Genomic DNA, 20,351 nt, shown 5'->3' with positions numbered 1-20,351 from the left:
TTAACCTAGAGGGGGTTTTTATGAATAGACTAAGATTATTATTACTATGCACGAGTGCAATTGCCATGAGTGGAACAATTGCCTATGCCCAAGAGACCAATGGCGAAAATATTACCAAATTGCCACCTATAAAAGTATCTGTTGATAAAGAAAAAACTTATAAGGCAGCAACGGCAACCATTGGCGGCAAAACCCCGCAAACAATCCGTGAAACCCCAAATTCAGTTTCGGTAATTACCAAACAACAAATGGAAGACCAAAATTTACGGACTATCCAAGAAGTTTTAACCCAAACGACTGGTGTAAATGTTATTGCCAATGATACCGTAAGTTCGCAATATTATGCACGTGGCTATGCGCTTGGTGTAATGTATGACGGTGTAACATCTTATAATGGCCTAACACCATCGCATCAGTTTGATACAGTTATTTATGATAGGGTTGAGGTTTTACGCGGCCCAGCAGGTATTTTGCGTGGCGTGGGTGAACCCGGCGGTGTCGTAAATCTTGTTAAGAAGAAACCCCAATCAAAATTTGGTGCCAGCTTAAACCTTAGCACTGGTTCATATAGCAATAATAGCGTTTCATTGGACTTAACCGGACCACTTATTAAATCAAAAGCAATTCGCGGTTTGGTTTCACTTTCAAGCGTTAATCGCGATTTCTTTTATGACTATACTCACGAAGATAAATTCACAATATATACCGCTTTAGAAGTTGATTTACTGGCTAATACGACGCTTGGCGCGAATTTTACATCACAAACCTCAGAGGTAAAAGATCCATGGTCTGGTGTTCCTACTTCTTCGGCTACTGATGCCAATGGGCATTATATATTGTTGGATGTTCCGGTGAACACATTTTATAGCCCTGAATGGGGTCGGATGAATTATTCAACCAATGAAACCAACACTTATATTGAACATAAGTTTAATAATGGCTGGAAAGTAAGGGGTAATTATAACCTTAGACAGCAGAACTTCTTATGGAAATACGGCTATACTTATTCTGCGGTTGATGTCGCAACAAAACGTCTTGATTATGCTGCACAAGCTGGTGATTATGACTACACCCGTGAAGGCTACGATATTTTTGTAAATGGGCCTGTTGAATTATTTGGGCGCACCCATGATTTAACCGTGGGATTTAATCAAGATAATTATTTATCATCTGGTATAAGCGGTAGTAACAGAACCTATCGCACAGGCGTTCTTTGGGGCGATATGAGCAATTTTGCAGAGCCAAATATTCCATTCACTTCAGGCGCACAAAGCCGAACCCGTCAGAATGGTATTTACTTCCAAGCAAAGGCAAATATTCTTGATAATTTAAAATTTGCTTTTGGCGGACGTACTACTAATTTTAAAGCTGCATCACGCTCGATTGCACCATCAACTAGCGGTTTAACATGGAAACCTGGTGCAAAAGCTGATAATGAGTTCACACCATATGCTGGTATTGTTTATGACATCACAGATGCGGTTACCCTTTATACTAGCTATGCTGACATTTTTGTTCCACAAACCCAATTAAAAGCCGATGGTTCAACGCTTGACCCACGTACTGGACGACAATTTGAATATGGCGTTAAAACTGATTTGGCCGATGGCAAGCTTTCGGCATCATTTGCGCTTTTCGATTTGAAAGATAAAAATCGCGCTTATGCAGACCCCGCATACCCAAACAATGCTTATTATTTAAATGCAGGCGAAATTTCCTCAAAAGGTTATGAAACCGAAATCTCTGGTGAGGTATTTCCAGGACTTCAGGTAAATGCTGGTTATACTTATTTGAAAACCGAATACGAAAAAGATCGCACCAATCAAGGTAAAACTTATTCTATTCAGTCGCCAAAATATCAGTTTAAATTATGGTCAGATTATACATTCCCGCAAAGTTCTGCGTTGAAAGGACTTGATGTTGGTTTAGGCGTGATTGCCTATTCTTCGGCACAATCATCACGGGGATGGCGCGACGAAGTTGTTAACAAAGGATATAAGGTTGCCAATGCCCGTATTGGTTATAAATTTGATGAACATTATGCCATTGATTTAACAATAAATAATATCTTTGATAAAAAATATTATGAATCTGTTGGCACACCAAATATTTATAACTTCTATGGATCGCCAAGAAGCTATATCCTAAGCCTTAAGGCAAAATACTAAATTCTCCTAAACCCAAAAATAAAAGCCCCGCAATGCGGGGCTTTTAATCGTTTGGCAAAAGTATTATTATTTGCCGGCATCTTCGGCGCCTAATGCGGCCTCTAATTCTTCAACTTTAAAACCAGAAATAAGTTTTCCGTTCACCAAAAAGCCTGGCGTACCTGATATGCCAGCTTGTGAAGCCTGATCTTGGACTTTTTTGAGGTATTTTTCGATTTCAGGGTTTTGCATGTCTTTTTGAAGTTTAACGGTATCAAGGCCGACCGAGGTTGCAATTTGAATGATTTGATCTGTGCTTAAATCGCCTTGTGCCTGCATAAGGGCATTGTGGAATTCAACATATTTCCCCTGTGCCTTTGATGCATAGGCTGCCTTTGCGGCAATCAGAGAATTTGCCGATAAAATAGGTAATTCTTTAAAAATATAGCGAACATTAGGATGAGTTTTCATATAGCTAACCATCCATGGGTTTGCAGCATGGCAAAAACCGCACTTATAATCAAAAAACTCAACCAATGTTACTTTTGCATCTTTTGGGCCAAATGATAGTTCGGAAGCATCACTAATGATTGATGAAAATGCTTTTGATGCATTTTCATTTAACATTCGTGTTTGCTGTGCTTCAAATGCCTGTTGTGCTTCTAATAAAATTTGTGGATCAGTTACCAAAGTATCGCGCACCAATACTCTTACTGCGGCTTGTTGTTCTTTGGTTAGAGATGCAAGGATAGCGGCATTGTCTTGTTTTTTGGCTTCTTCGGTTTTGCTCATAACCGAAGTTTCTTCTTTTTTATTGCATGAAACCACGCCTAGTAAGGCGATTGCCAGAAATATATGTCCAGACAGCATTTTTTTACGCATATTGCACTCCATTAACCTTGGATAGGCTAATTATTCGGTAAATATTGAGTTAACTTATTGTTTGTTTGCTTTTGCTGCTTTGGCGGCGGCTTCTTCGGTTACGCTACGGATATCGCTTGCCCTTTGCCATGATGGGGTGTGGCGATCAAATTTCCTCATTGCCGCCTGCGCAAAACGGTTGGCCCGTTCATAATCACCTAGTGCAAAGGCTTCTTCTGCGGTTGCCAATCTTGCGAGGCCATCTTTACCTTGTTTGTCTGCAACAATTGCAATTTGATTCCACGCAAATGCGTTATCATCCTCGAGCCTGACGGCATTGCGCAATTCGGTTTCGGCTTTTTCTAAATCTTCATTTGTGCCAAGATTTATATATGTTCTTGCCAGACCAATTCGCAAAAGTGAGTCATTTGGCAATAGTGAAACGGATTTTTGATAATAGGGAAGGGCTTTATCAGATTTACCGTTTTCAAAATAGATTTGCCCCATAAGCTCTTGAAAATAAGGGTTGTTTGGTTCGGCATTAATAAGTTTTTGAACGGCATCGGTTGCCAAGTCCAAATCTGGTGCACGATAATATGCAATTGCCCGCGCGTATTGGGCAGGGATTGAATTATCACTAAATGGATATTTTACATAAACTTGTTGTCCCGTGTATAAAAAGCCGTATAGTTTTGCCTGCGCAAGTGCCAGTCTTTCCTTGTCACTATCGCTGTCAACAGCTTTTAAATAAGGGCTCGAGGCGGCGCGACGTTCAAGTGCATCAATCCTATCTGTGGACAATGGGTGCGAACGGAAAAATTCAGTTCTTCTCGCCTCGGACATGACTTCTTGGTAACGAAACTTTTCAAAGAAGTCGATTAAACCCTGTGGTGATTGATGTGTCTTTTCAAGATATTGTAGGGCGGCCTGGTCGGCACTAGATTCTTGGGTTCTGGTATATGAATAAAAGCTTAGAATCGCAAACTGCTGCGAACTTGCCAATAATGCCGCGCCGGCGTCTGGTGCGCCTGCCGCAATTGCAACTATGCCAAGCGCAATTGTGACATATGCGGGAACCATTGCCTCTTTTTCAGCTTGGGAAGACCGTGCAAGGTGACCACCTGCAATGTGACCGGTTTCGTGGGCAATTACGCCCTTTAACTGATTTGGACTTGTTGCCTCTAATATTGTTCCGGCATTGACAAACATCTTTTGCCCATCCGTAACAAAGGCATTGATCTCTTTGTCATCAACGAGATAAATTTTAATGTCGTCTGGATTTAGTCCTGCGGCAACAAATAATGGATCTGAATAGTCGCGAACAAGTTTCTCAACTTCGGAATCTCTTACTAATGATTGCGCCTTTGCTGCGGCAGGAGACAACACGACCGCAAAAGCCATCACAAAATATGAAAACCTTTGTTTAAACAAATTAATCACCTTTTTTGATCCAGTTTAGTGTTATGCCATGAACACAGGATGAAGCAAAGACAATATTAATTATTTTCAGAAATCTTGCCAATTATTTCTAATTTGTCTGTATCAAATAATTGTGACTTTGCGGCAAGTAACATTTCATTTAGTTGCGATTTGCTTATTTCTTCATTACGCGCCAAAAACCACATGAAATTACCGTTCGGTGACGCAACAATTGCATGCTGATAATCTTTATCTACATAAATAACCCAATAATTACCATTTCCCTTTGGTAAAGGAATTGGCGCAAAATTAACTGCTAGCTTGGTATTATTTGAACCCTTTATAACTTTGGCGTCTGCTTTGAACGCTTTTACTTTTCCATCATTATAATAGCAGGTATTAACAACCGTTATATCACCATTTTGCGCAAGCTGATAATTCGCTGTGGCTTTGGGACAGCCTTTCTCAAAGCTTGAAGGATATCTTGCAATTTCATGCCACGTGCCCAAATATTTACTTACTTCAATGCTTTGAACAGTTTTTAATTCAGGTGCATTTTTTGGGCGACCATCAACCAATGCCATGCAGCCGCCCAAAAATGATAATATAAAAAATGCGCCAATTATTTTAAAATAATTATTGCTCTTCGGTATTTCCAAATAGTTTTGATGCATTCCTTGCCCACCAGCCCGTTTTGCGTTGTGGACGCGGGCTGCTTTCGTCATTGTTACTCTCTTGAGCAGCAGGGGTATCAGAAGATTTTGGCAGATTTGTGGTATTTTCAGTCTTGACCTCAACCGTTTCTGTCATTGTTTCAGAAGTAGTGGTTTCAGGTTTTTTCGGCTTTCTGCTGCGTGGTTTTTTTGCAGGTTTATCTTCGGAAACCTCGGTTGCAACAACAGGAGCTTCAGTAACAACTTCGTTGGTTTCTGCCGCTTTTGGTTTACGAGTTCTTGCGCGAGATGGTTTTGCCTTAGCTGGTTTTTCTGTAACGGTTTCGTCAATCTGTTTTGCTTCAGTAGCTTTTTCTTCTGTATTAGCCACGACTGAAGCTTCAACGGTTGCGTCATTTTGCGGCGCATTATCTGAATTTTCAGATGGTGCATTTTTGTTTCTTGCAGCGCGCATTCCAAAAAGCCCACGTCCACCACGTTTTCCACGTCTGCGTCTAGAATTCCTAGTCTCTTCATTTTCGCTGGTGGTTTCTGTTGGCTCAGAATTTTCTGTTGTCTCTTCAGCAACTGTTTCGCCGTCAGTGGCGGTTGCAGGTGCTACATTTGTTTCTGATGCTTCACCTTTATTTCTTCCGCGACGACGTGATTTTCGTCTTCTGCTGTTTTTAGAAACAACTACTTCAGCGGTTTCAACAGCATCATTTTCATTTGCTTCTTCGGCTTCTTCAGCAGCGTCTTCTTTGGCGACTGCTTCGGCGGCTTCTTTTATAAAGTTGAAATTAAATTCAGGCTCTTCAGTTGATTCACCCATTGATACAAAGTCAATTTCATATTTGCCTTGTGGCATTGTTGCATCGGCAAGAATTTTAACAACGACATGGCGTGAAATTTCAAGCATTGCAATATGAGTGCGTTTTTCATTTAGCAAATATAGAGCAGTATTTACATCTGTTTTAACTACCAATTCGCAATTTTTACGACCGCCAACTTGTGCCTCAATATCACGAACAATCTGTGTCGCATTAGAAGATGATGAACGAACGCGACCAAAGCCAGAGCAAACCTCGCAAACATGGCTAGAGCCTTCAAGAACCCCGGTGCGGCGGCGTTGACGTGAAATTTCCATAAGGCCAAAATTAGAAATTTTACCCATTTGTACACGTGCACGGTCAAGACGAAGAGCTTCTTTTACACGTTTCTCTACTGCACGATCGTTACGTGCTTCATCCATATCAATGAAGTCAATTACAATAAGGCCAGCTAAGTCGCGCATACGCATTTGACGCGCAACTTCATCGGCGGCTTCAAGGTTAGTTTTTAGTGCTGTTTGCTCAATTGAGCGTTCACGTGTTGATTTGCCAGAGTTAACGTCAACTGCAACTAATGCTTCGGTTTGGTTGATAACGATATAACCACCAGATTTCAAATGCACCACACCGCTATGAATTGATGAAAGCATTTTTTCAACACCGAGCTTTGAGAATAATGGCATGGTGTGTTTATATTGATGCACCTTGCGCGCATGCGAAGGAATAAGCATTTTTACAAAGTCTTTGGCTTCTTTATATGCGTTTTCGCCTTCGATAACGATTGAGCCAACATCCTTGTTGTAAAGATCGCGAATAGCGCGCTTAACAAGGCTTTCTTCTTCATGAATTAGGGCAGGGGCCACCGATTCCAAAGTGCGTGTGCGGATATTATCCCATAGACGCAACAAATACTCATAGTCACGTTTAATTTCGGTTTTATTGCGTTTTGCACCGGCGGTACGAATGATAAGACCCATACCTTTTGGCACTTCAAGCTGTGAAACGATTGATTTTAAACGTTTTCTATCGCCTGCTGCGGTGATTTTACGTGAAATACCGCCACCACGTGGGGTATTTGGCATTAATACACAATAACGACCTGCAAGTGATAGATATGTGGTTAGGGCTGCACCCTTGTTGCCGCGTTCTTCTTTTACGGCTTGTACCAACATGATTTGGCGGCGTTTTAATACGTCTTGGATTTTATAACGACGGGCAACGGCACGACGTGCGCGTTGATTCTCTTCATCGTCTTCAAAAGCTTCTTCGTCAACGCTATTGGCTTCTTCTTCTATCAATGCCTCGCGGTCGGCAACCGGAATTTGATAATAATCAGGGTGAACCTCTGAAAACGCAAGGAAACCATGGCGCGGTGAGCCAAAATCAACAAAACACGCTTGTAGAGACGGCTCTACGCGTGTGACTTTTGCAAGATAGATATTTCCACGAATTTGTTGTTTGGCTTTGGTCTCGATATCAAATTCTTCTAAATTTTGACCATCCAAAACTACTACACGGGTCTCTTCCTCGTGTGCAGCGTCTATTAACATTGTTTTTGACATTAAATTTCTCTCCTGCGGGAGATAACAATATTCTTAATGCAGCACCAAGGCGGCAGATTGCATCAAATCCCGCGTAATGTTTAAAAAATAATTTTGAAATTATTTGCGAATGGGGTGTGCAGATTTGTAAACAGCCGTCAGCAGACACACTATTATTAAAGAATTGCCTTTTTATAAGCTGGGCAAAAAATGCCATTTCTACGCACACAATAATACTTAAAAACTTTGCGCCCAAACCCTAGAATTATTTATACAATTCAAGAATTCACGCGCATAAATCCGAAATTTGGGCAATTAACCTATAAGTTTCCACCCAATTCAGATTCCATTAAGGTGAAAAAGTTAAAATAGCAATACTAGATTAATAGATATGCGCATAAGTTATATTTGCACCATTTCATAATATTTGTATATGACACTGACTCGACATATTGGTGACAAACTAATAATAGCGAGTTTAGATTTACGTTAGCAAAAGATTAAATATGTTTTTACAGAAAAAAATTTTACGTTTAATCATTTTAGCACTAGTTTTTGTGCCGCTAATAATATTTGGAATGACCAAAGCGGTCGGCATACTTTCTAGTTCACCTGAATCTCTTGCTGCACAATCTGCAGGTTATGCGCAAGCTGCTGATGCGGTTGCTGCGCAAAATCAATCTCTAAAAATTTATGGTTTTAGGTTAGAGGAAAAGGATAATTCAACCTTTATTTCGATTAAAACTAGTCGTGATTTTAATTACAAGATTTTTTCACTAACCCAGCCTTCAAATCGATTGGTAATTGACTTTGAACGGGCAGAATGGAAATTTGGCTCGCCTAATGGTGGTTTAATTGCCGGAAAAGGCTTGATTAAACAAATTCGTTATGCCCCAAAGTCAGAACAACAAGCACGCATTGTTCTTGATTTGCAAAAACCGGCCAAGGTCGCAAGCCAACAATTCAATAATGAGATTAGCGGTCGTTTTTTAATTATTAGGCTTGATAATACTGACGCAAAAACTTTTGCTAGCCAACAGCCAAAACAATTACCAAAATCAACGCAAATTATGGCACCGGTTTCGCCAAAAACTGGCAAAGGCAAATATACGATTGTGATTGATGCGGGGCATGGTGGTCATGACCCTGGTGCATTGGGTTTTACAAACGGGGTATTTGAGAAAAATGTAACTTTATCAAGTGCATTGTTATTGCGCGACATACTACGTCGTGACCCACGCTTTAACGTTATTATGACACGTTCAAGTGACGTTTTTCTTCCGTTAGAAAAGAGAATCATTATTGCACGTGATTTACGTGCAGACTTGTTTATTTCGCTGCATGCCGATTCTGCTGGCGGTGGAAAGGCACAGGGTGCAACTGTCTATACATTAAGCGAAGAAGGTGGCGACAGATCGCGGCGTTTATTAAATCGTGATAACTGGACTGTGGTTCCACCAAATAGAACAAACGATAATACAGTAACCGAAATTTTGCGCGATTTAACACAACGTGATACCAAAAACCAATCAGCGGTTTTTGCAGAAAATATATTGTTGAATATCAAAGATGCGGGGCCTTTAACGTCTTCTTCGCACCGTCGCGCTGGCTTTTTTGTGCTTTTGTCGCCGACAGTACCGGCTGTTTTGCTAGAGATGGGCTTTATAACGGATGCTGATGATGAGGCGCGCCTAACCAACCCTGATTTCAGGAATCGACAAATGTCTGGCGTTGCAAAAGCGATTAAAGACTATTTTGATAACAAGGATTTGAAAAAATAATTATCATTATGGTAGTCTATATAGACATAATAGTCTGTAATTCTGTGCGTTATGGACTTGAAACCATGTGGCAAAAGCCATAAGCCAAATCAGTTTCGCGTAAATGGTGAAACTATTCAAAATTCGGCAAAGTTTAAAAATACGGATTGCAGATGCGCTTTTTTAAAAAATTACTAGGCGTTATTATACTTGCCGGAATTGCACTCGGCGTTGTTGGTGCTGCAATATTATTATCATTATCGCTTTCAACTTTGCCTGATCACCAAAAACTTGCTGATTATAAACCAAATGTTTCCTCAAGCGTTTATTCTGCTGAAGGCAAGCAAATTGGCTCTTTTGCCCTTGAAACTCGTGCTTATATGCCGCTCGAAAAAATACCTAATCACGTTATTGCGGCGTTTATGGCGGCGGAAGACAAGGATTTTTATAGCCATAATGGTGTTGACCCGATGGGTATTGCCAGGGCAATGGTTTATAATATTACAACAATCGGTGAAGGCCGCCGCATGCAGGGTGCTTCAACCATTACGCAACAGGTTGCTGAAAACGTACTTATTCCTGATGGCAATCAAAAGCGCGGTCTTGATAAATATATAACAAAAATTCAAGAAGCATTGATTTCTGTACGTATTGAAGAAATTCTCACCAAAGACCAAATCATGGAAATCTATCTTAATCAGATATTTCTTGGCTTTAGGTCTTATGGCGTTGAAGCGGCATCACAAACTTATTTCCAAAAAAGTGTACGGGATGTAAGTATTTCACAGGCTGCATACCTTGGCACACTTCCAAAAGCACCAAATAATTATAACCCTGTAAAGCATCCAGATCGTGCACTTGAACGTCGTAATTGGGTTATTTCACGTATGGTTGCCAATGGTTTTATTACTGCGCAACAAGGCGAAGAAGCAAAGAAGGATCCGATTGATTATCAACCACATCCACGTGGTTCATGGACTGATAGTGATGCCGGGGAATTTGTTGAAGAAGTGCGCCGCGACCTCATTCGTCGTTTTGGTAAAGGCGCACCATATAATAAAGGTTTCATCGTTTCTACAACTGTTGAATTAGAGGCGCAAAAAGCCGCTCGTGCAGCATTACAAGCTGGTCTTGATCGTATGAACCCAACACGTATGCGCGGCTTTAAAGGTGCGGTTGGGGTTTTAAATATTGATGACCAATGGAAAAATAAATTAGCGAATGCAAAATATTGGCGTCCTGATCCTGCTTCAAGGCTTGCAGTAGTTTTGGATAATGGTCAAAATTATGGTTTGCAAACTGGTGAAAAATTCTTAATTCCACAGGCTGATAAGGATTGGGCATTTAGGTCGGGTAAGGCTCTTGGTGATGGTCAAATTGTATGGGTTAACCGCCTAGATTCCAAAACATTCCAATTGCTTCGTTCGCAAAACTTACAGGGCGCACTCGTTTCTTTGAATGTTCATACTGGTGCGGTAATTGCGATGGCAGGTGGTTATGACGCCGATGATTCAGGCTTTAACCGTGCTACACAAGCGAAGCGTCAGGTTGGTTCAACTGTGAAGCCATTCATTTACGCGGCTGCACTTGAAAACGGCATGACACCTGAAACAAAGATTTCTGATTCTAAAATTACTGGCGGCGGTTGGGGGCCTGAAAACTCTGATAGACGCTATTATGGTGTTATCACCCTTAAACAAGGTTTGGTTTTATCGCGTAACACTGTAACAGTTCGTATTGCACGCCGTATTGGTATGCGCCGCATTGCCGATTATGCGCGTCGTTTTGGTGTTTATGATGATTTACCAAATGATTTGACCATGGCGCTTGGTGCTGGTGAGACGACTGTGTTGCGCATGACGTCTGGTTTTGCGGTATTCCCAAATGGTGGGCGCTATGTGCCACCGGTTTATTTTGATAGACTTCAGGATATGCGCGGTAAAACTGTTTGGCGTGCAGATAGAAGAACATGTTCTGATTGCGATGTGGCGTTTGACCCGAATGCCCAACCTCCACATATTGAACCAAATGGAACACAGGTTATTTCGCCGCGTACCGCATGGGAAATGATGACCATTATGCGTGAAGTTGTCACAAGTGGTACAGGACGCGCGGCACAATTTAGCCACCCTGTTGCTGGCAAAACCGGTACTACTAACGATTATAAAGACGCATGGTTTATTGGCTATACACCATCTTATGCAACCGGTGTTTATGTCGGTTATGACCGCCCGAAAACTATCGCAGGTGGTGCGGCGGGCGGTGTTGTTTCGGCGCCAATATTCAGAAGTTATATGGAAGCAATGCTTAAAGATAAGCCGATTGAGCAATTTGTTCCAACCAAAGAGGTTCTTGACGAGATTGGTGCAGAAGAACGTTTGAATATTCTTGCAAATTTACAATCTAATTCACCTAATAATGGCGGGAAAAAGACCCCTAGTAATACTGTGGGTATTAAACCAAAGACAAACGTTGTCGCCAAAGATGAAGTTATAGAATAATTACGGCTTAATGGGGTTTTTTTATGCGAGCCGAAATTGAGGCTTTGAAAGCGGATATTACTAAATCTATTAATTTGTTGCGTAAGCGCCTTAATTGGGATGAGGCAACACGCAGATTTGATGAATTAGAAGCACTTAGCCAGACACAGGATTTTTGGGATAATCCGCAAAAAGCACAAGCTTTGATGCGGGAAAAAAACAAGATTCAAATTTCCGTTGATGAAATTACGTCATTGGAACGCGAATTAAACGACAATATCGAACTGGCTGAACTTGCAGATTTAGAAGGTGATGAAGACCTTATAAACGAAGCACAATCCAATCTAGAGAATGCAAAGCAGCACGCCAGCAAAGCAGAAATACAGGCACTTTTGTCTGGTGAAGCGGATGGCAATGATTGCTATATAGAAATCAATGCCGGTGCTGGTGGTACTGAAAGCTGTGATTGGGCATCCATGTTGCTCAGAATGTATTCACGTTGGGCGGCTGCATCGGGATATGATGTTGAATATGTTGATGAGAATGCTGGTGAAGAAGCCGGAATAAAGTCGGCAACATTGCTTATAAAAGGCCTTAATGCGTATGGTTGGTTAAAAACAGAGGCGGGGGTACATCGTTTGGTGCGTATTTCGCCGTTTGATTCTAATGCCCGCCGTCATACCTCATTTGTAAGTGTTTGGGTGTATCCTGTTATTGATGATAATATCGAAGTAGATGTGCAGGAAAAAGATGTCCGGATTGATACATATCGTGCATCGGGTGCAGGTGGGCAGCATATTAATAAAACTGATTCTGCGGTTCGTATTACGCACATTCCAACCGGTATAGTTGCAGCATCACAACAAGACAGGTCGCAACATCGTAACCGTGAGATTGCTTGGAATATGTTAAGGGCACGTCTTTATGAACTTGAATTACAAAAGCGTGAAGCAGCAACCCAAGCAGTTGAAGATAATAAGACAGATATTGGCTGGGGCCACCAAATTCGCTCTTATGTATTACAGCCATATCAAATGGTTAAAGACTTGCGCACTAATGTTGAAACTTCTGATACACAAGGTGTTTTGGATGGTGATTTGGATGCCTTTATGGCTGCTGCGCTTGCACAAAAAGTTGGTCACACCGAAGAATAAAAAAGCCCCCGTAAACTCGGGGGCTTCTATAATGCTGTTTATAGTTTTTTAAACGGCAAATGCTTCTTTTAATTCTTTTGAAATCGCAGCTTCTTCAGTGCTTTCTTTTGCTTCAGTTTCAGTTTCGGTCTCTGCGGCTTCTTTGGTTTCGTCGCTTATTTCAACGGTATTCTCTTCAGCTTTTTTTTCTGCCTTAGCTTTAGTTGCCTTTTTCGCTTTGGGTTTAACATCTTCGCTAGTTGCTTTATCTTCAATTGCTAAAGTTTCTTCAGAAAGTGGGTCTGCAACGCGTTTTGAACGGCCTTCGAACATACCACCTTCTTCGATAATAAGAACGCTGTGGGTTAAATCGCCTTCGATAGCACCATTGCCAGCAAGCATGATAGTACGTGCGGTTACATTGCCAGTAATTTTGCCGCGAACAGTTGCTGTTTCAGCAACAACATTACCGGAAACAATTCCTTCTTTACCCAAAGTAAAAAGTCCGCAGCGGATATCGCCTTCAACAGCACCTTCAACCACAAGATCGCTGCCAGAAATAATTGAACCAAGTATTTTTACATCACTGGCAATTACCGAGGTTGGTTTTTTAACAACGACCGGTGCAGGAGTAGCCTCAGGAGTTGGCATCTCAACAATAGTTGCTTTTTCTTTTTTGCGTCCCCACATATTTAGACCTTTCGATTTTAAAACCTGTGCTTCCCAAAATTTGATAATTTAGGCAAGCTAAAAATAAAAATTTTCGGATTAATGCAGATTAAATCTCTTTAACTGCCTTTAAAACTTCCTGAACGTGCCCAGTAACTTTAACTTTGCGCCAAATTTGGGCAATTTTAAGGTTCTCATCTAATAAAAATGTTGAACGTTCAGTACCCATATATTTTTTACCGTACATAGATTTTTCAACCCAAACGCCATATTCAGTTTGAACCTTTGTATCTTCATCAGAAGCCAGAACCACTTGTAAGTTATGTTTGGCTTTGAATTTATCGTGGCTTTTAACGCTATCTTTGGATATTCCTACAACAACAGTGTTTAATTTTTCAAACTCTGCAGCGTTTTCAGTAAATTGGATGGCCTCTGATGTGCAGCCAGAGGTGTCATCTTTTGGGTAAAAATATACAACAACTTTTTTCCCATTTTGCAGTGCTAAATCAAAATCAACGCCGTTATCAGCAGGAAGTTTGAATGTTGGTGCGGTATCGCCGATATTAAGTGTCATTTATTGCTCCCGTAATTTTTTGGTATCATTTTTTCTTGACAATAATGTGTTTCTTTTTGCTTGAAGACAGTTTTACACTGGCTTTACCCTCGAATATGGCAGCAGCAGGCGAAGTTACATCGCTAATTTTAATATCATCGATGCTTACGCTATTGTTTGCTGCGGCTTTCTTAGCTTCGGAATTTGACGCAAATAGCCCAGCTTTAACGAATAATGCCGCGATGCTTAGTTCACCGTCAATTTCAAGTTCAACAGTTGGAAGCCCTGATGCATCACCACCTTGTGACGTAAATTGCGCTTGTGCAGCTTGTAACGCGCTATTAGCTGCATCGCGTCCATGAAGGAGTGCGGTAATCTCATTCGCCAATATTTTTTTAGCTTCGTTGATTTCTGCGCCTTGTAATTCTTCTAGGCGTTTGATTTCATCAAGCGGTAATTCAGTAAATAAGCGCAATAATTTACCAACGTCAGCATCATCAACATTGCGCCAATATTGCCAAAAATCAAAGCTTGGTAACATATCGCCATCAAGCCACACTGCGCCAGAAACGGTTTTGCCCATTTTTTGCCCCGCAGAGTTCATCAAAAGTGGCTGGGTTACGCCAAATACTTCGCGGTTATCAACACGTCGGCAAAGCTCTACCCCTTGGATAATATTACCCCATTGATCTGAACCGCCCATTTGTAACACGCATCCATAGCGTCTTGATAATTCAAGAAAGTCATATGCTTGTAAAAGCATATAGTTGAACTCGAGGAAGGTAATTGGAATTTCATCATCAAGGCGACGTTTTACAATTTCCAACGAAATCATTTTATTGACGGTGAAATGGCGTCCAATTTCTGAAAGCATTTCAAGCCATGAAACTTTTTCAAGCCATTCGATATTGTCAACCATTAAGGCTTTGCCATCTGAAAAATCAATTAATTTATCAAATACTTTTTGAATGCCGCGTTTGTTTTCCTCGATTTTCTCAAGGGTTAAAACTGGGCGTGCTTCATTCTTAAAAGATGGGTCGCCAATACGTGTGGTGCCAGAACCCATCAACGTAATCGGCTTACCGCCACATTGCTGAAATCGGCGTTGAAACATGATTTGTGTTAATGACCCGACGTGAAGGCTTGGCGCAGTACAATCATAACCGATATATCCAACCAGCTCACGCTTGCCTTGTTCTGCCTCAAGCGCAATCTTATCAAGACCTTCAAGGTCGGATGATTGATAATAATGACCGCGTTCCATAATCATATTGATGAAAGCCGATTTTGGCTTGAAATCAGAAATTATGGTGGTGTTTTGCGATGACATTTTAATCAAATACCTCTAATTGGTTGGTTAGTTTAAATTTAGATGTTTGGCATTAACAAAGACAAAGCCTTTTTTAAAGGTCTTTATGGCATAATTAAGGGGAAAAATGTGCAATCTTTCTGGTCGATAGGTTTAATGACGGGAACGGCGCTTGATGGCTATGCAGATGTTGCCATGATAAAAACCGATGGCCATAAAGTTCTTGAGCTTGGCGAATATGCCCTTGTGCCATATTCAGATGAGAAACGTACAATTTTGGCAGACGCCGTTAAGGCGGCCCTTAAATGGCAATTTAATGGTAACACCCCTGAAATATTTGAATTGGCAACGGAAACTATTACCGAAATTTATGCCAATGCAATCAATACATTATTAAAGCAGGCTAATATGAAATCAACCGACATTGATTATGTTGGTGGTCATGGTTTAACTGTTTTACACATTCCGCCAAAAGATGGTGAAAAGGGGAAAACACTTCAATTGCTAGATGGCGAAAAACTTACAAAACTGACCGGCATAAAAACAGTTTATGATTTTCGAACAAATGACGTGATGCATGGCGGGCAAGGGGCACCACTTGCGCCAATTTACCATGCTGCAATGTTAAAATACGCTCGAATCGATGCTCCTGCTGCGGTTTTAAATTTGGGGGGTGTCGCAAATTTGACCTATTGGGGTGGTGAAACCGATGGTTTTGATGAATTAGCGGCGTTTGATTGTGGCCCTGCTAATGGCCCTATTAATGAGTGGGTGGAACTTCACAATAAAGGCAAATATGACAAAGATGGGGTGTTTGCACGGTCTGGGACGGTTCATCAAAATATAATTGACAAAGTGCTTGCCGATAATTGGTTTATTAAGCCATATCCTAAATCATTGGATCGTTATGATTATAATGCAAATATAGTATCTGGTCTTTCGTTAGAAGATGGATGTGCAACCCTGTCTTCACTAGTTGCACAAGCTATAAACAAAGGGCTTGACCTATTTACAAAGAGACCAACAACACTTGTTGTGGCGGGTGGCGGTCGTAAAAACCCAAAACTCGTTGAAGATATTAAAACTATAACAAAAACCAATATTATTGATGCCGATGAAATTGGGCTTAGGGGGGATGCGGTTGAGGCAGAATGTTTTGCGTTTCTTGCGGTCCGATCTGCTTTGGGGCTTCCTATTTCGTTTCCCGAAACTACTGGTGTTAAAAAACCGCTGTCCGGTGGTGTTATTTCTTCATAAAAACAGCGAATTCAAGCAAAATTATCTAAAGTTTTTGATATAATAGATATAATTTGTTTAGTATTACGCAATAATATAATTACCGGAGGAGTAAATCATGCCGGTTGAATTATTAAAAATATCACCAACAACTGACGCAGATTTATTTGTTGAAGAAGAGATTTCAAGCGATGCGGTAAACATTGAATATGTTGACGCAAAGGTTGCTATGCGCCTTGGGCGCCAAAATCTAAATCAATATGGACAAGTTTTTTATATTGATTTTACACTATTATCAAAAAAACTTGGTGAAAAGTGGCCTCATAAAAGAGAGGCTGTTTTTGAATATGTGAATCAGACATTTTCAAAAAAATTCCAAGCTCCCAATTGGTGTATGGCTGCAAATGAACATGGGGCAATACTTTATATTCCTACTTTGAGCTTAATTGGCTCAGCTGCTGCATGCAAAGAAATATATATACAAACTATGCAGCATTTTATCGGTGCTTTTTGGCCTGAAAATCTGCCCGTTGCTGCGGTCAGTGTGGATTTAGTCGCAAGAATCCAGATGAAGAAGCTAAATTACAATAAGATAAATAAGAAAATTGCGAATAACGATAATTATTTGAATGACGACAAAAAAGAAGAAGCTCCGGCAATAAATGAGGTGACAATTGATAACCGCTTTATAGTCGATTCTTCTTTAGAGCCATTTTATCAAACCAAGAATCAAAAAGTTATTGGTTATCGTTTTGCCCCTCGAATTTTTGAACTTCCACACGGAAAGCAATTATTGTTCAAAGATATGGTCAATCTGCCTACTAATATTAGAGAACAAATTGAATATGCAAATTTTGAGATTGGTTTTCAGAAGTTTTTACGTTTTGGTGGTGACCTAAATCTTATTTATATTCCGTTTTCATTTGCCGTTCTTAATAGCATGGTAACAAAGGGAAAAATTATTCCCGTCCTAAATCACATTAGGGATAGCGAAAATATAAATATAATTCTTGAATTTATGGAATATGAAAACTATCCAGTTTCAAAGGTTTATGAATTGGCGTCAACAATTCGCCCTAGTGTGAAAGCGATTTTTGGCGCAATTCTAACTGGACCAGTTGATAAGCTAAGCGTACCTAATATGCCACAATATAGGTTTGACGCATTTTCATTTGATGGACAGATTTTGGCACGCAATCCAGAGCACCATATAAAATACCTAAAAATTCTAACAAATGTTGTAAAGAATAATAGGGGTATGGTCGTTGTGCGTGGTCTTGATAGTGTATCGCAAATTGAGATTGCGGATAAATTAGGTGCGGTTTTCTCATGTGTCCGCACCTAATTTAATGATTTTATCTTTTTCCAGTTGCCGGCGTTTTACGTGGTAGTGCCATGGTTTTTTCAATATAGGCATCTGCACGATCTTTTAGCAAACCTAATTGATCTCTAAAGAAGTGATCTGCACCAGGAATTTCTTCCCATTCTACAACTTCGCCTTTTTGCGTACGGATTTTTGAAACCGAACGCTCAACATCGAGTGGTGGTGATACAAGATCGTTTGAACCATAGAACATCATGCCAGATGATGGGCAAGGTGCAAGGAATGCCAAATCATAATGATTGCAAGGCGTTGCAACCGCGATAAAGGCATCAATTTCCGGGCGGCGCATCAATAATTGCAATGCGATATAGGCCCCAAAACTATAACCCGCAACCCATGTGAATTTTGCATTTGGGTTAATAGATTGCAACCAATCAAGCATTGCCGCAGCATCAGCAAGTTCACCAATGCCATTATCAAACGAACCCTGAGATTTGCCAACACCACGGAAGTTAAAGCGAAGCGTTGAAAAACCCTTTTCTTTAAATAAGTGGTGCATCATAACGGTAACTCTATCCTGCATCGAGCTAGCCGCACGAGGGTGACCGTGAAGTACAAGTGCAATTGGAGAGCCTTCAATCTCCGACTGGTCATAACGTGCTTCAATACGACCGGATGGTCCGGTTAAAATTAATTCTGCCATTTTTTCTTCCGCAATAAATTTTCACAATAATTCTTGACTTGAGTAGTAGGAAATACTAATTACTTATTTGCTTTAGCACAACAACATGATTAATTTCCAATTTTTTTACATCTGGTGCTTTTTAGCTATTAATGCCAGAGTGATATAAAGGTTTATGTATATGGAGTTATCTACCAAAGGGCGCTATGCTGTTATGGCATTAATTGATCTTGCCTCAAATGGCGGAGAGCATGGCTCTGTTTCACTTGCAGATATTGCTTCGCGCCAATCAATTTCACTTTCTTATCTTGAGCAATTATTTGCCCGTTTGCGCCGCCGTGGAATCGTTGTTGCAAAACGTGGCCCAAATGGTGGATATCGTCTTGCGAAACCTGCTGGTGTTATTGATGTTGCGTCTGTTGTATTTGCAGTGGATGAAACTGTAAAATTTACGGCATGTGACCCCGAAAAAGAAGGTGGTTGTGGCGGTCGCAAGGCGCGCTGTGTTGCGCATGGTCTTTGGGTTGCTATGACGGCACATATTCAAGACTTTATGGCAAGCGTTACTTTAGAAGATATTTTGCAAAATAAATTCGAAAAAGCAGAATTAGGTGAAAAGGCGGCATAAATGCGTATTTACGCCGATTATAACGCCAATGTTCCTATGCGCGAAATTGCAAAACGTGCAATGGTTGAGGCATTGGATTTATATGGTAATCCATCTTCAATCCACCAAGATGGCCAAAAAGTTCGTATGCTTATTGAAAATGCACGACGTAGTGTTAAGTCGGCACTTGGCGTAACTTCGCATGAAGTTATTTTTACGTCAGGTGCAACCGAAGCTGCACAGCTTGCAATTGAAAGTGCAAATCAAATTGGCTTTGAAAATGTTTTCCTTTTCTCGCAAGAACATGACGCAATTTATCAATATGCGCTAACTATGTGGAAAGATGCGCATCTTATTCCATCACTTCCTAATGGACAGATAGATATTGAATGGCTTGAACGTAATTTAGACAATATTGCAAAGCCATTGGTAATTGTGCAGGCTGCAAATAATGAAACCGGCGTCGTATTTCCATTGTCAAAAATATCTGGCCTTGTTCGTAATCATGGTGGCGCATTATTGGTTGATGCAACACAAGCCTTTGGAAAATGTCTACCTGAAGCATTTTCCGGCTATGGTGATTGGACAATTGTTTCATCGCATAAAATAGGCGGACCAATGGGTGCGGGCATTTTAATGCTTGCACCAGGGATTGACGGCTTTAGAGGGCGCGTTGGTGGTGGTCAAGAAAAAGGATTTCGTGCCGGTACACACAATGCGCCAGCGATTATTGGAATGGGTGCTGCGGCACAGGATATAATAGATATAACCGACGAATTAACGCGTGTAAAAGCAATACGTGATATTTTTGAGACGGAACTAAAAAAATCATTTTCCGATGTTGTAATTATTGGTGAAGATACTAATCGTCTTGGAAATACATCTTGTTTTTACATTCCTGGATGGTCGTCTGAATTTTTGGTGATTGCCCTTGATCTTGCTGGGGTATCATTATCATCTGGTTCAGCGTGTTCGTCTGGCTCTGTAAAAGTTTCACGTGTAATTAAAGCAATTGGTCTTGGTGACGAAAATGCAAAATGTGTGGTTCGTGTTTCATTTGGACATAATTCATCGGAAAGTGATGCAACACGCATTGTAGATAAATTGCTTGAAAATTATAATATAATGGTCTCAAAAGCCGCCTAAA

The 20,351-nt window shown here is 40.7% G+C and carries 16 protein-coding genes; 8 read left to right on the top strand and 8 right to left on the bottom strand.

Annotated elements, in window-relative coordinates; translation table 11 throughout:
- Window positions 1-20 precede the first annotated feature (20 nt).
- Window positions 21-2,168 (top strand): TonB-dependent siderophore receptor, encoded by a 2,148-nt coding sequence (locus KXV15_RS08465; RefSeq protein ID WP_240007733.1) that lies wholly within the window; start codon window positions 21-23, stop codon window positions 2,166-2,168.
- 66 nt (window positions 2,169-2,234) lie between these two features.
- Here the strand turns inward: KXV15_RS08465 and KXV15_RS08460 are convergent, their stop codons facing one another.
- From KXV15_RS08460 to KXV15_RS08445, 4 genes are all read right to left on the bottom strand, one after another.
- Window positions 2,235-3,029 carry a DsbA family protein gene (locus tag KXV15_RS08460; RefSeq protein WP_240007732.1) on the bottom strand — a complete coding sequence of 265 codons (795 nt, stop codon included), beginning with the start codon at window positions 3,027-3,029 and terminating at the stop codon, window positions 2,235-2,237.
- Between the two features lie 54 nt (window positions 3,030-3,083).
- Entirely contained in the window at window positions 3,084-4,439 is a 1,356-nt protein-coding gene (locus KXV15_RS08455; RefSeq protein WP_240007731.1) for a M48 family metalloprotease, read from the bottom strand.
- Window positions 4,440-4,504: 65 nt separating this feature from the next.
- Entirely contained in the window at window positions 4,505-5,011 is a 507-nt protein-coding gene (locus KXV15_RS08450) for a lipocalin family protein (RefSeq protein WP_240007730.1), read from the bottom strand.
- Between the two features lie 52 nt (window positions 5,012-5,063).
- The gene (locus KXV15_RS08445; protein WP_240007729.1) at window positions 5,064-7,472 is read right to left on the bottom strand and encodes an Rne/Rng family ribonuclease; all 2,409 of its coding nucleotides are present in this window, start codon (window positions 7,470-7,472) and stop codon (window positions 5,064-5,066) included.
- 557 nt (window positions 7,473-8,029) lie between these two features.
- Here KXV15_RS08445 and KXV15_RS08440 point away from each other — a divergent pair.
- From KXV15_RS08440 to prfB, 3 genes are all read left to right on the top strand, one after another.
- Window positions 8,030-9,232 carry an N-acetylmuramoyl-L-alanine amidase gene (locus KXV15_RS08440; RefSeq protein ID WP_240007728.1) on the top strand — a complete coding sequence of 401 codons (1,203 nt, stop codon included), beginning with the start codon at window positions 8,030-8,032 and terminating at the stop codon, window positions 9,230-9,232.
- Between the two features lie 152 nt (window positions 9,233-9,384).
- On the top strand, window positions 9,385-11,712 hold the full coding sequence (locus KXV15_RS08435; protein WP_240007727.1) for a penicillin-binding protein 1A: 2,328 nt from the start codon (window positions 9,385-9,387) through the stop codon (window positions 11,710-11,712).
- Between the two features lie 23 nt (window positions 11,713-11,735).
- Complete coding sequence (prfB, locus tag KXV15_RS08430; RefSeq protein ID WP_240007726.1) at window positions 11,736-12,845, top strand: peptide chain release factor 2; 1,110 nt, start codon at window positions 11,736-11,738, stop codon at window positions 12,843-12,845.
- A gap of 48 nt (window positions 12,846-12,893) precedes the next feature.
- On the opposite strand, the gene KXV15_RS08425 is transcribed toward prfB, so the two are convergent.
- From KXV15_RS08425 to tyrS, 3 genes are all read right to left on the bottom strand, one after another.
- Window positions 12,894-13,514: a bactofilin family protein gene (locus tag KXV15_RS08425; protein ID WP_240007725.1), complete on the bottom strand. Its 621-nt coding sequence runs from the start codon at window positions 13,512-13,514 to the stop codon at window positions 12,894-12,896.
- A gap of 88 nt (window positions 13,515-13,602) precedes the next feature.
- Window positions 13,603-14,067, bottom strand: a complete 465-nt coding sequence (locus KXV15_RS08420; RefSeq protein ID WP_240007724.1) for a peroxiredoxin — start codon at window positions 14,065-14,067, stop codon at window positions 13,603-13,605.
- Between the two features lie 25 nt (window positions 14,068-14,092).
- Window positions 14,093-15,376, bottom strand: coding sequence for a tyrosine--tRNA ligase (tyrS, locus tag KXV15_RS08415; RefSeq protein ID WP_240007723.1), 1,284 nt, complete (start codon window positions 15,374-15,376; stop codon window positions 14,093-14,095).
- A gap of 42 nt (window positions 15,377-15,418) precedes the next feature.
- Between tyrS and KXV15_RS08410 the strand changes: the two genes are divergently transcribed.
- Window positions 15,419-16,612, top strand: coding sequence for an anhydro-N-acetylmuramic acid kinase (locus KXV15_RS08410; RefSeq protein ID WP_275671586.1), 1,194 nt, complete (start codon window positions 15,419-15,421; stop codon window positions 16,610-16,612).
- Window positions 16,613-16,709: 97 nt separating this feature from the next.
- Complete coding sequence (locus KXV15_RS08405; protein ID WP_240007721.1) at window positions 16,710-17,936, top strand: hypothetical protein; 1,227 nt, start codon at window positions 16,710-16,712, stop codon at window positions 17,934-17,936.
- 10 nt (window positions 17,937-17,946) lie between these two features.
- On the opposite strand, the gene KXV15_RS08400 is transcribed toward KXV15_RS08405, so the two are convergent.
- A complete protein-coding gene (locus KXV15_RS08400; protein ID WP_240007720.1) occupies window positions 17,947-18,618 on the bottom strand; it encodes an alpha/beta hydrolase in 672 nt (223 codons plus the stop codon).
- 160 nt (window positions 18,619-18,778) lie between these two features.
- Between KXV15_RS08400 and KXV15_RS08395 the strand changes: the two genes are divergently transcribed.
- Both KXV15_RS08395 and KXV15_RS08390 read left to right on the top strand, forming a co-directional pair.
- Window positions 18,779-19,225, top strand: a complete 447-nt coding sequence (locus KXV15_RS08395; protein ID WP_240007719.1) for an Rrf2 family transcriptional regulator — start codon at window positions 18,779-18,781, stop codon at window positions 19,223-19,225.
- Complete coding sequence (locus tag KXV15_RS08390; protein WP_240007718.1) at window positions 19,226-20,350, top strand: cysteine desulfurase family protein; 1,125 nt, start codon at window positions 19,226-19,228, stop codon at window positions 20,348-20,350.
- Window position 20,351: the final 1 nt, after the last annotated feature.

This window comes from Pseudaquidulcibacter saccharophilus, from assembly GCF_019455445.1.
GTDB classification, from domain to species: domain Bacteria; phylum Pseudomonadota; class Alphaproteobacteria; order Caulobacterales; family Aquidulcibacteraceae; genus Pseudaquidulcibacter; species Pseudaquidulcibacter saccharophilus.
The sequence above is the reverse complement of the archived record's forward strand: the minus strand, read 5'-3'. Positions and strand labels throughout refer to the sequence as shown.

Bases quoted from the DNA above. Each gene is read 5' to 3' on its own strand.
- KXV15_RS08420 (WP_240007724.1), bottom strand. From the start codon at position 14,067: ATGACACTTAATATCGGCGATACCGCACCAACATTCAAACTTCCTGCT.
- KXV15_RS08435 (WP_240007727.1), top strand. From the start codon at position 9,385: ATGCGCTTTTTTAAAAAATTACTAGGCGTTATTATACTTGCCGGAATT.
- KXV15_RS08400 (WP_240007720.1), bottom strand. From the start codon at position 18,618: ATGGCAGAATTAATTTTAACCGGACCATCCGGTCGTATTGAAGCACGT.
- prfB (WP_240007726.1), top strand. From the start codon at position 11,736: ATGCGAGCCGAAATTGAGGCTTTGAAAGCGGATATTACTAAATCTATT.
- KXV15_RS08460 (WP_240007732.1), bottom strand. From the start codon at position 3,029: ATGCGTAAAAAAATGCTGTCTGGACATATATTTCTGGCAATCGCCTTA.
- tyrS (WP_240007723.1), bottom strand. From the start codon at position 15,376: ATGTCATCGCAAAACACCACCATAATTTCTGATTTCAAGCCAAAATCG.
- KXV15_RS08410 (WP_275671586.1), top strand. From the start codon at position 15,419: ATGTTTGGCATTAACAAAGACAAAGCCTTTTTTAAAGGTCTTTATGGC.
- KXV15_RS08450 (WP_240007730.1), bottom strand. From the start codon at position 5,011: ATGGCATTGGTTGATGGTCGCCCAAAAAATGCACCTGAATTAAAAACT.
- KXV15_RS08390 (WP_240007718.1), top strand. From the start codon at position 19,226: ATGCGTATTTACGCCGATTATAACGCCAATGTTCCTATGCGCGAAATT.
- KXV15_RS08465 (WP_240007733.1), top strand. From the start codon at position 21: ATGAATAGACTAAGATTATTATTACTATGCACGAGTGCAATTGCCATG.
- KXV15_RS08425 (WP_240007725.1), bottom strand. From the start codon at position 13,514: ATGTGGGGACGCAAAAAAGAAAAAGCAACTATTGTTGAGATGCCAACT.
- KXV15_RS08440 (WP_240007728.1), top strand. From the start codon at position 8,030: ATGACCAAAGCGGTCGGCATACTTTCTAGTTCACCTGAATCTCTTGCT.
- KXV15_RS08405 (WP_240007721.1), top strand. From the start codon at position 16,710: ATGCCGGTTGAATTATTAAAAATATCACCAACAACTGACGCAGATTTA.
- KXV15_RS08445 (WP_240007729.1), bottom strand. From the start codon at position 7,472: ATGTCAAAAACAATGTTAATAGACGCTGCACACGAGGAAGAGACCCGT.
- KXV15_RS08395 (WP_240007719.1), top strand. From the start codon at position 18,779: ATGGAGTTATCTACCAAAGGGCGCTATGCTGTTATGGCATTAATTGAT.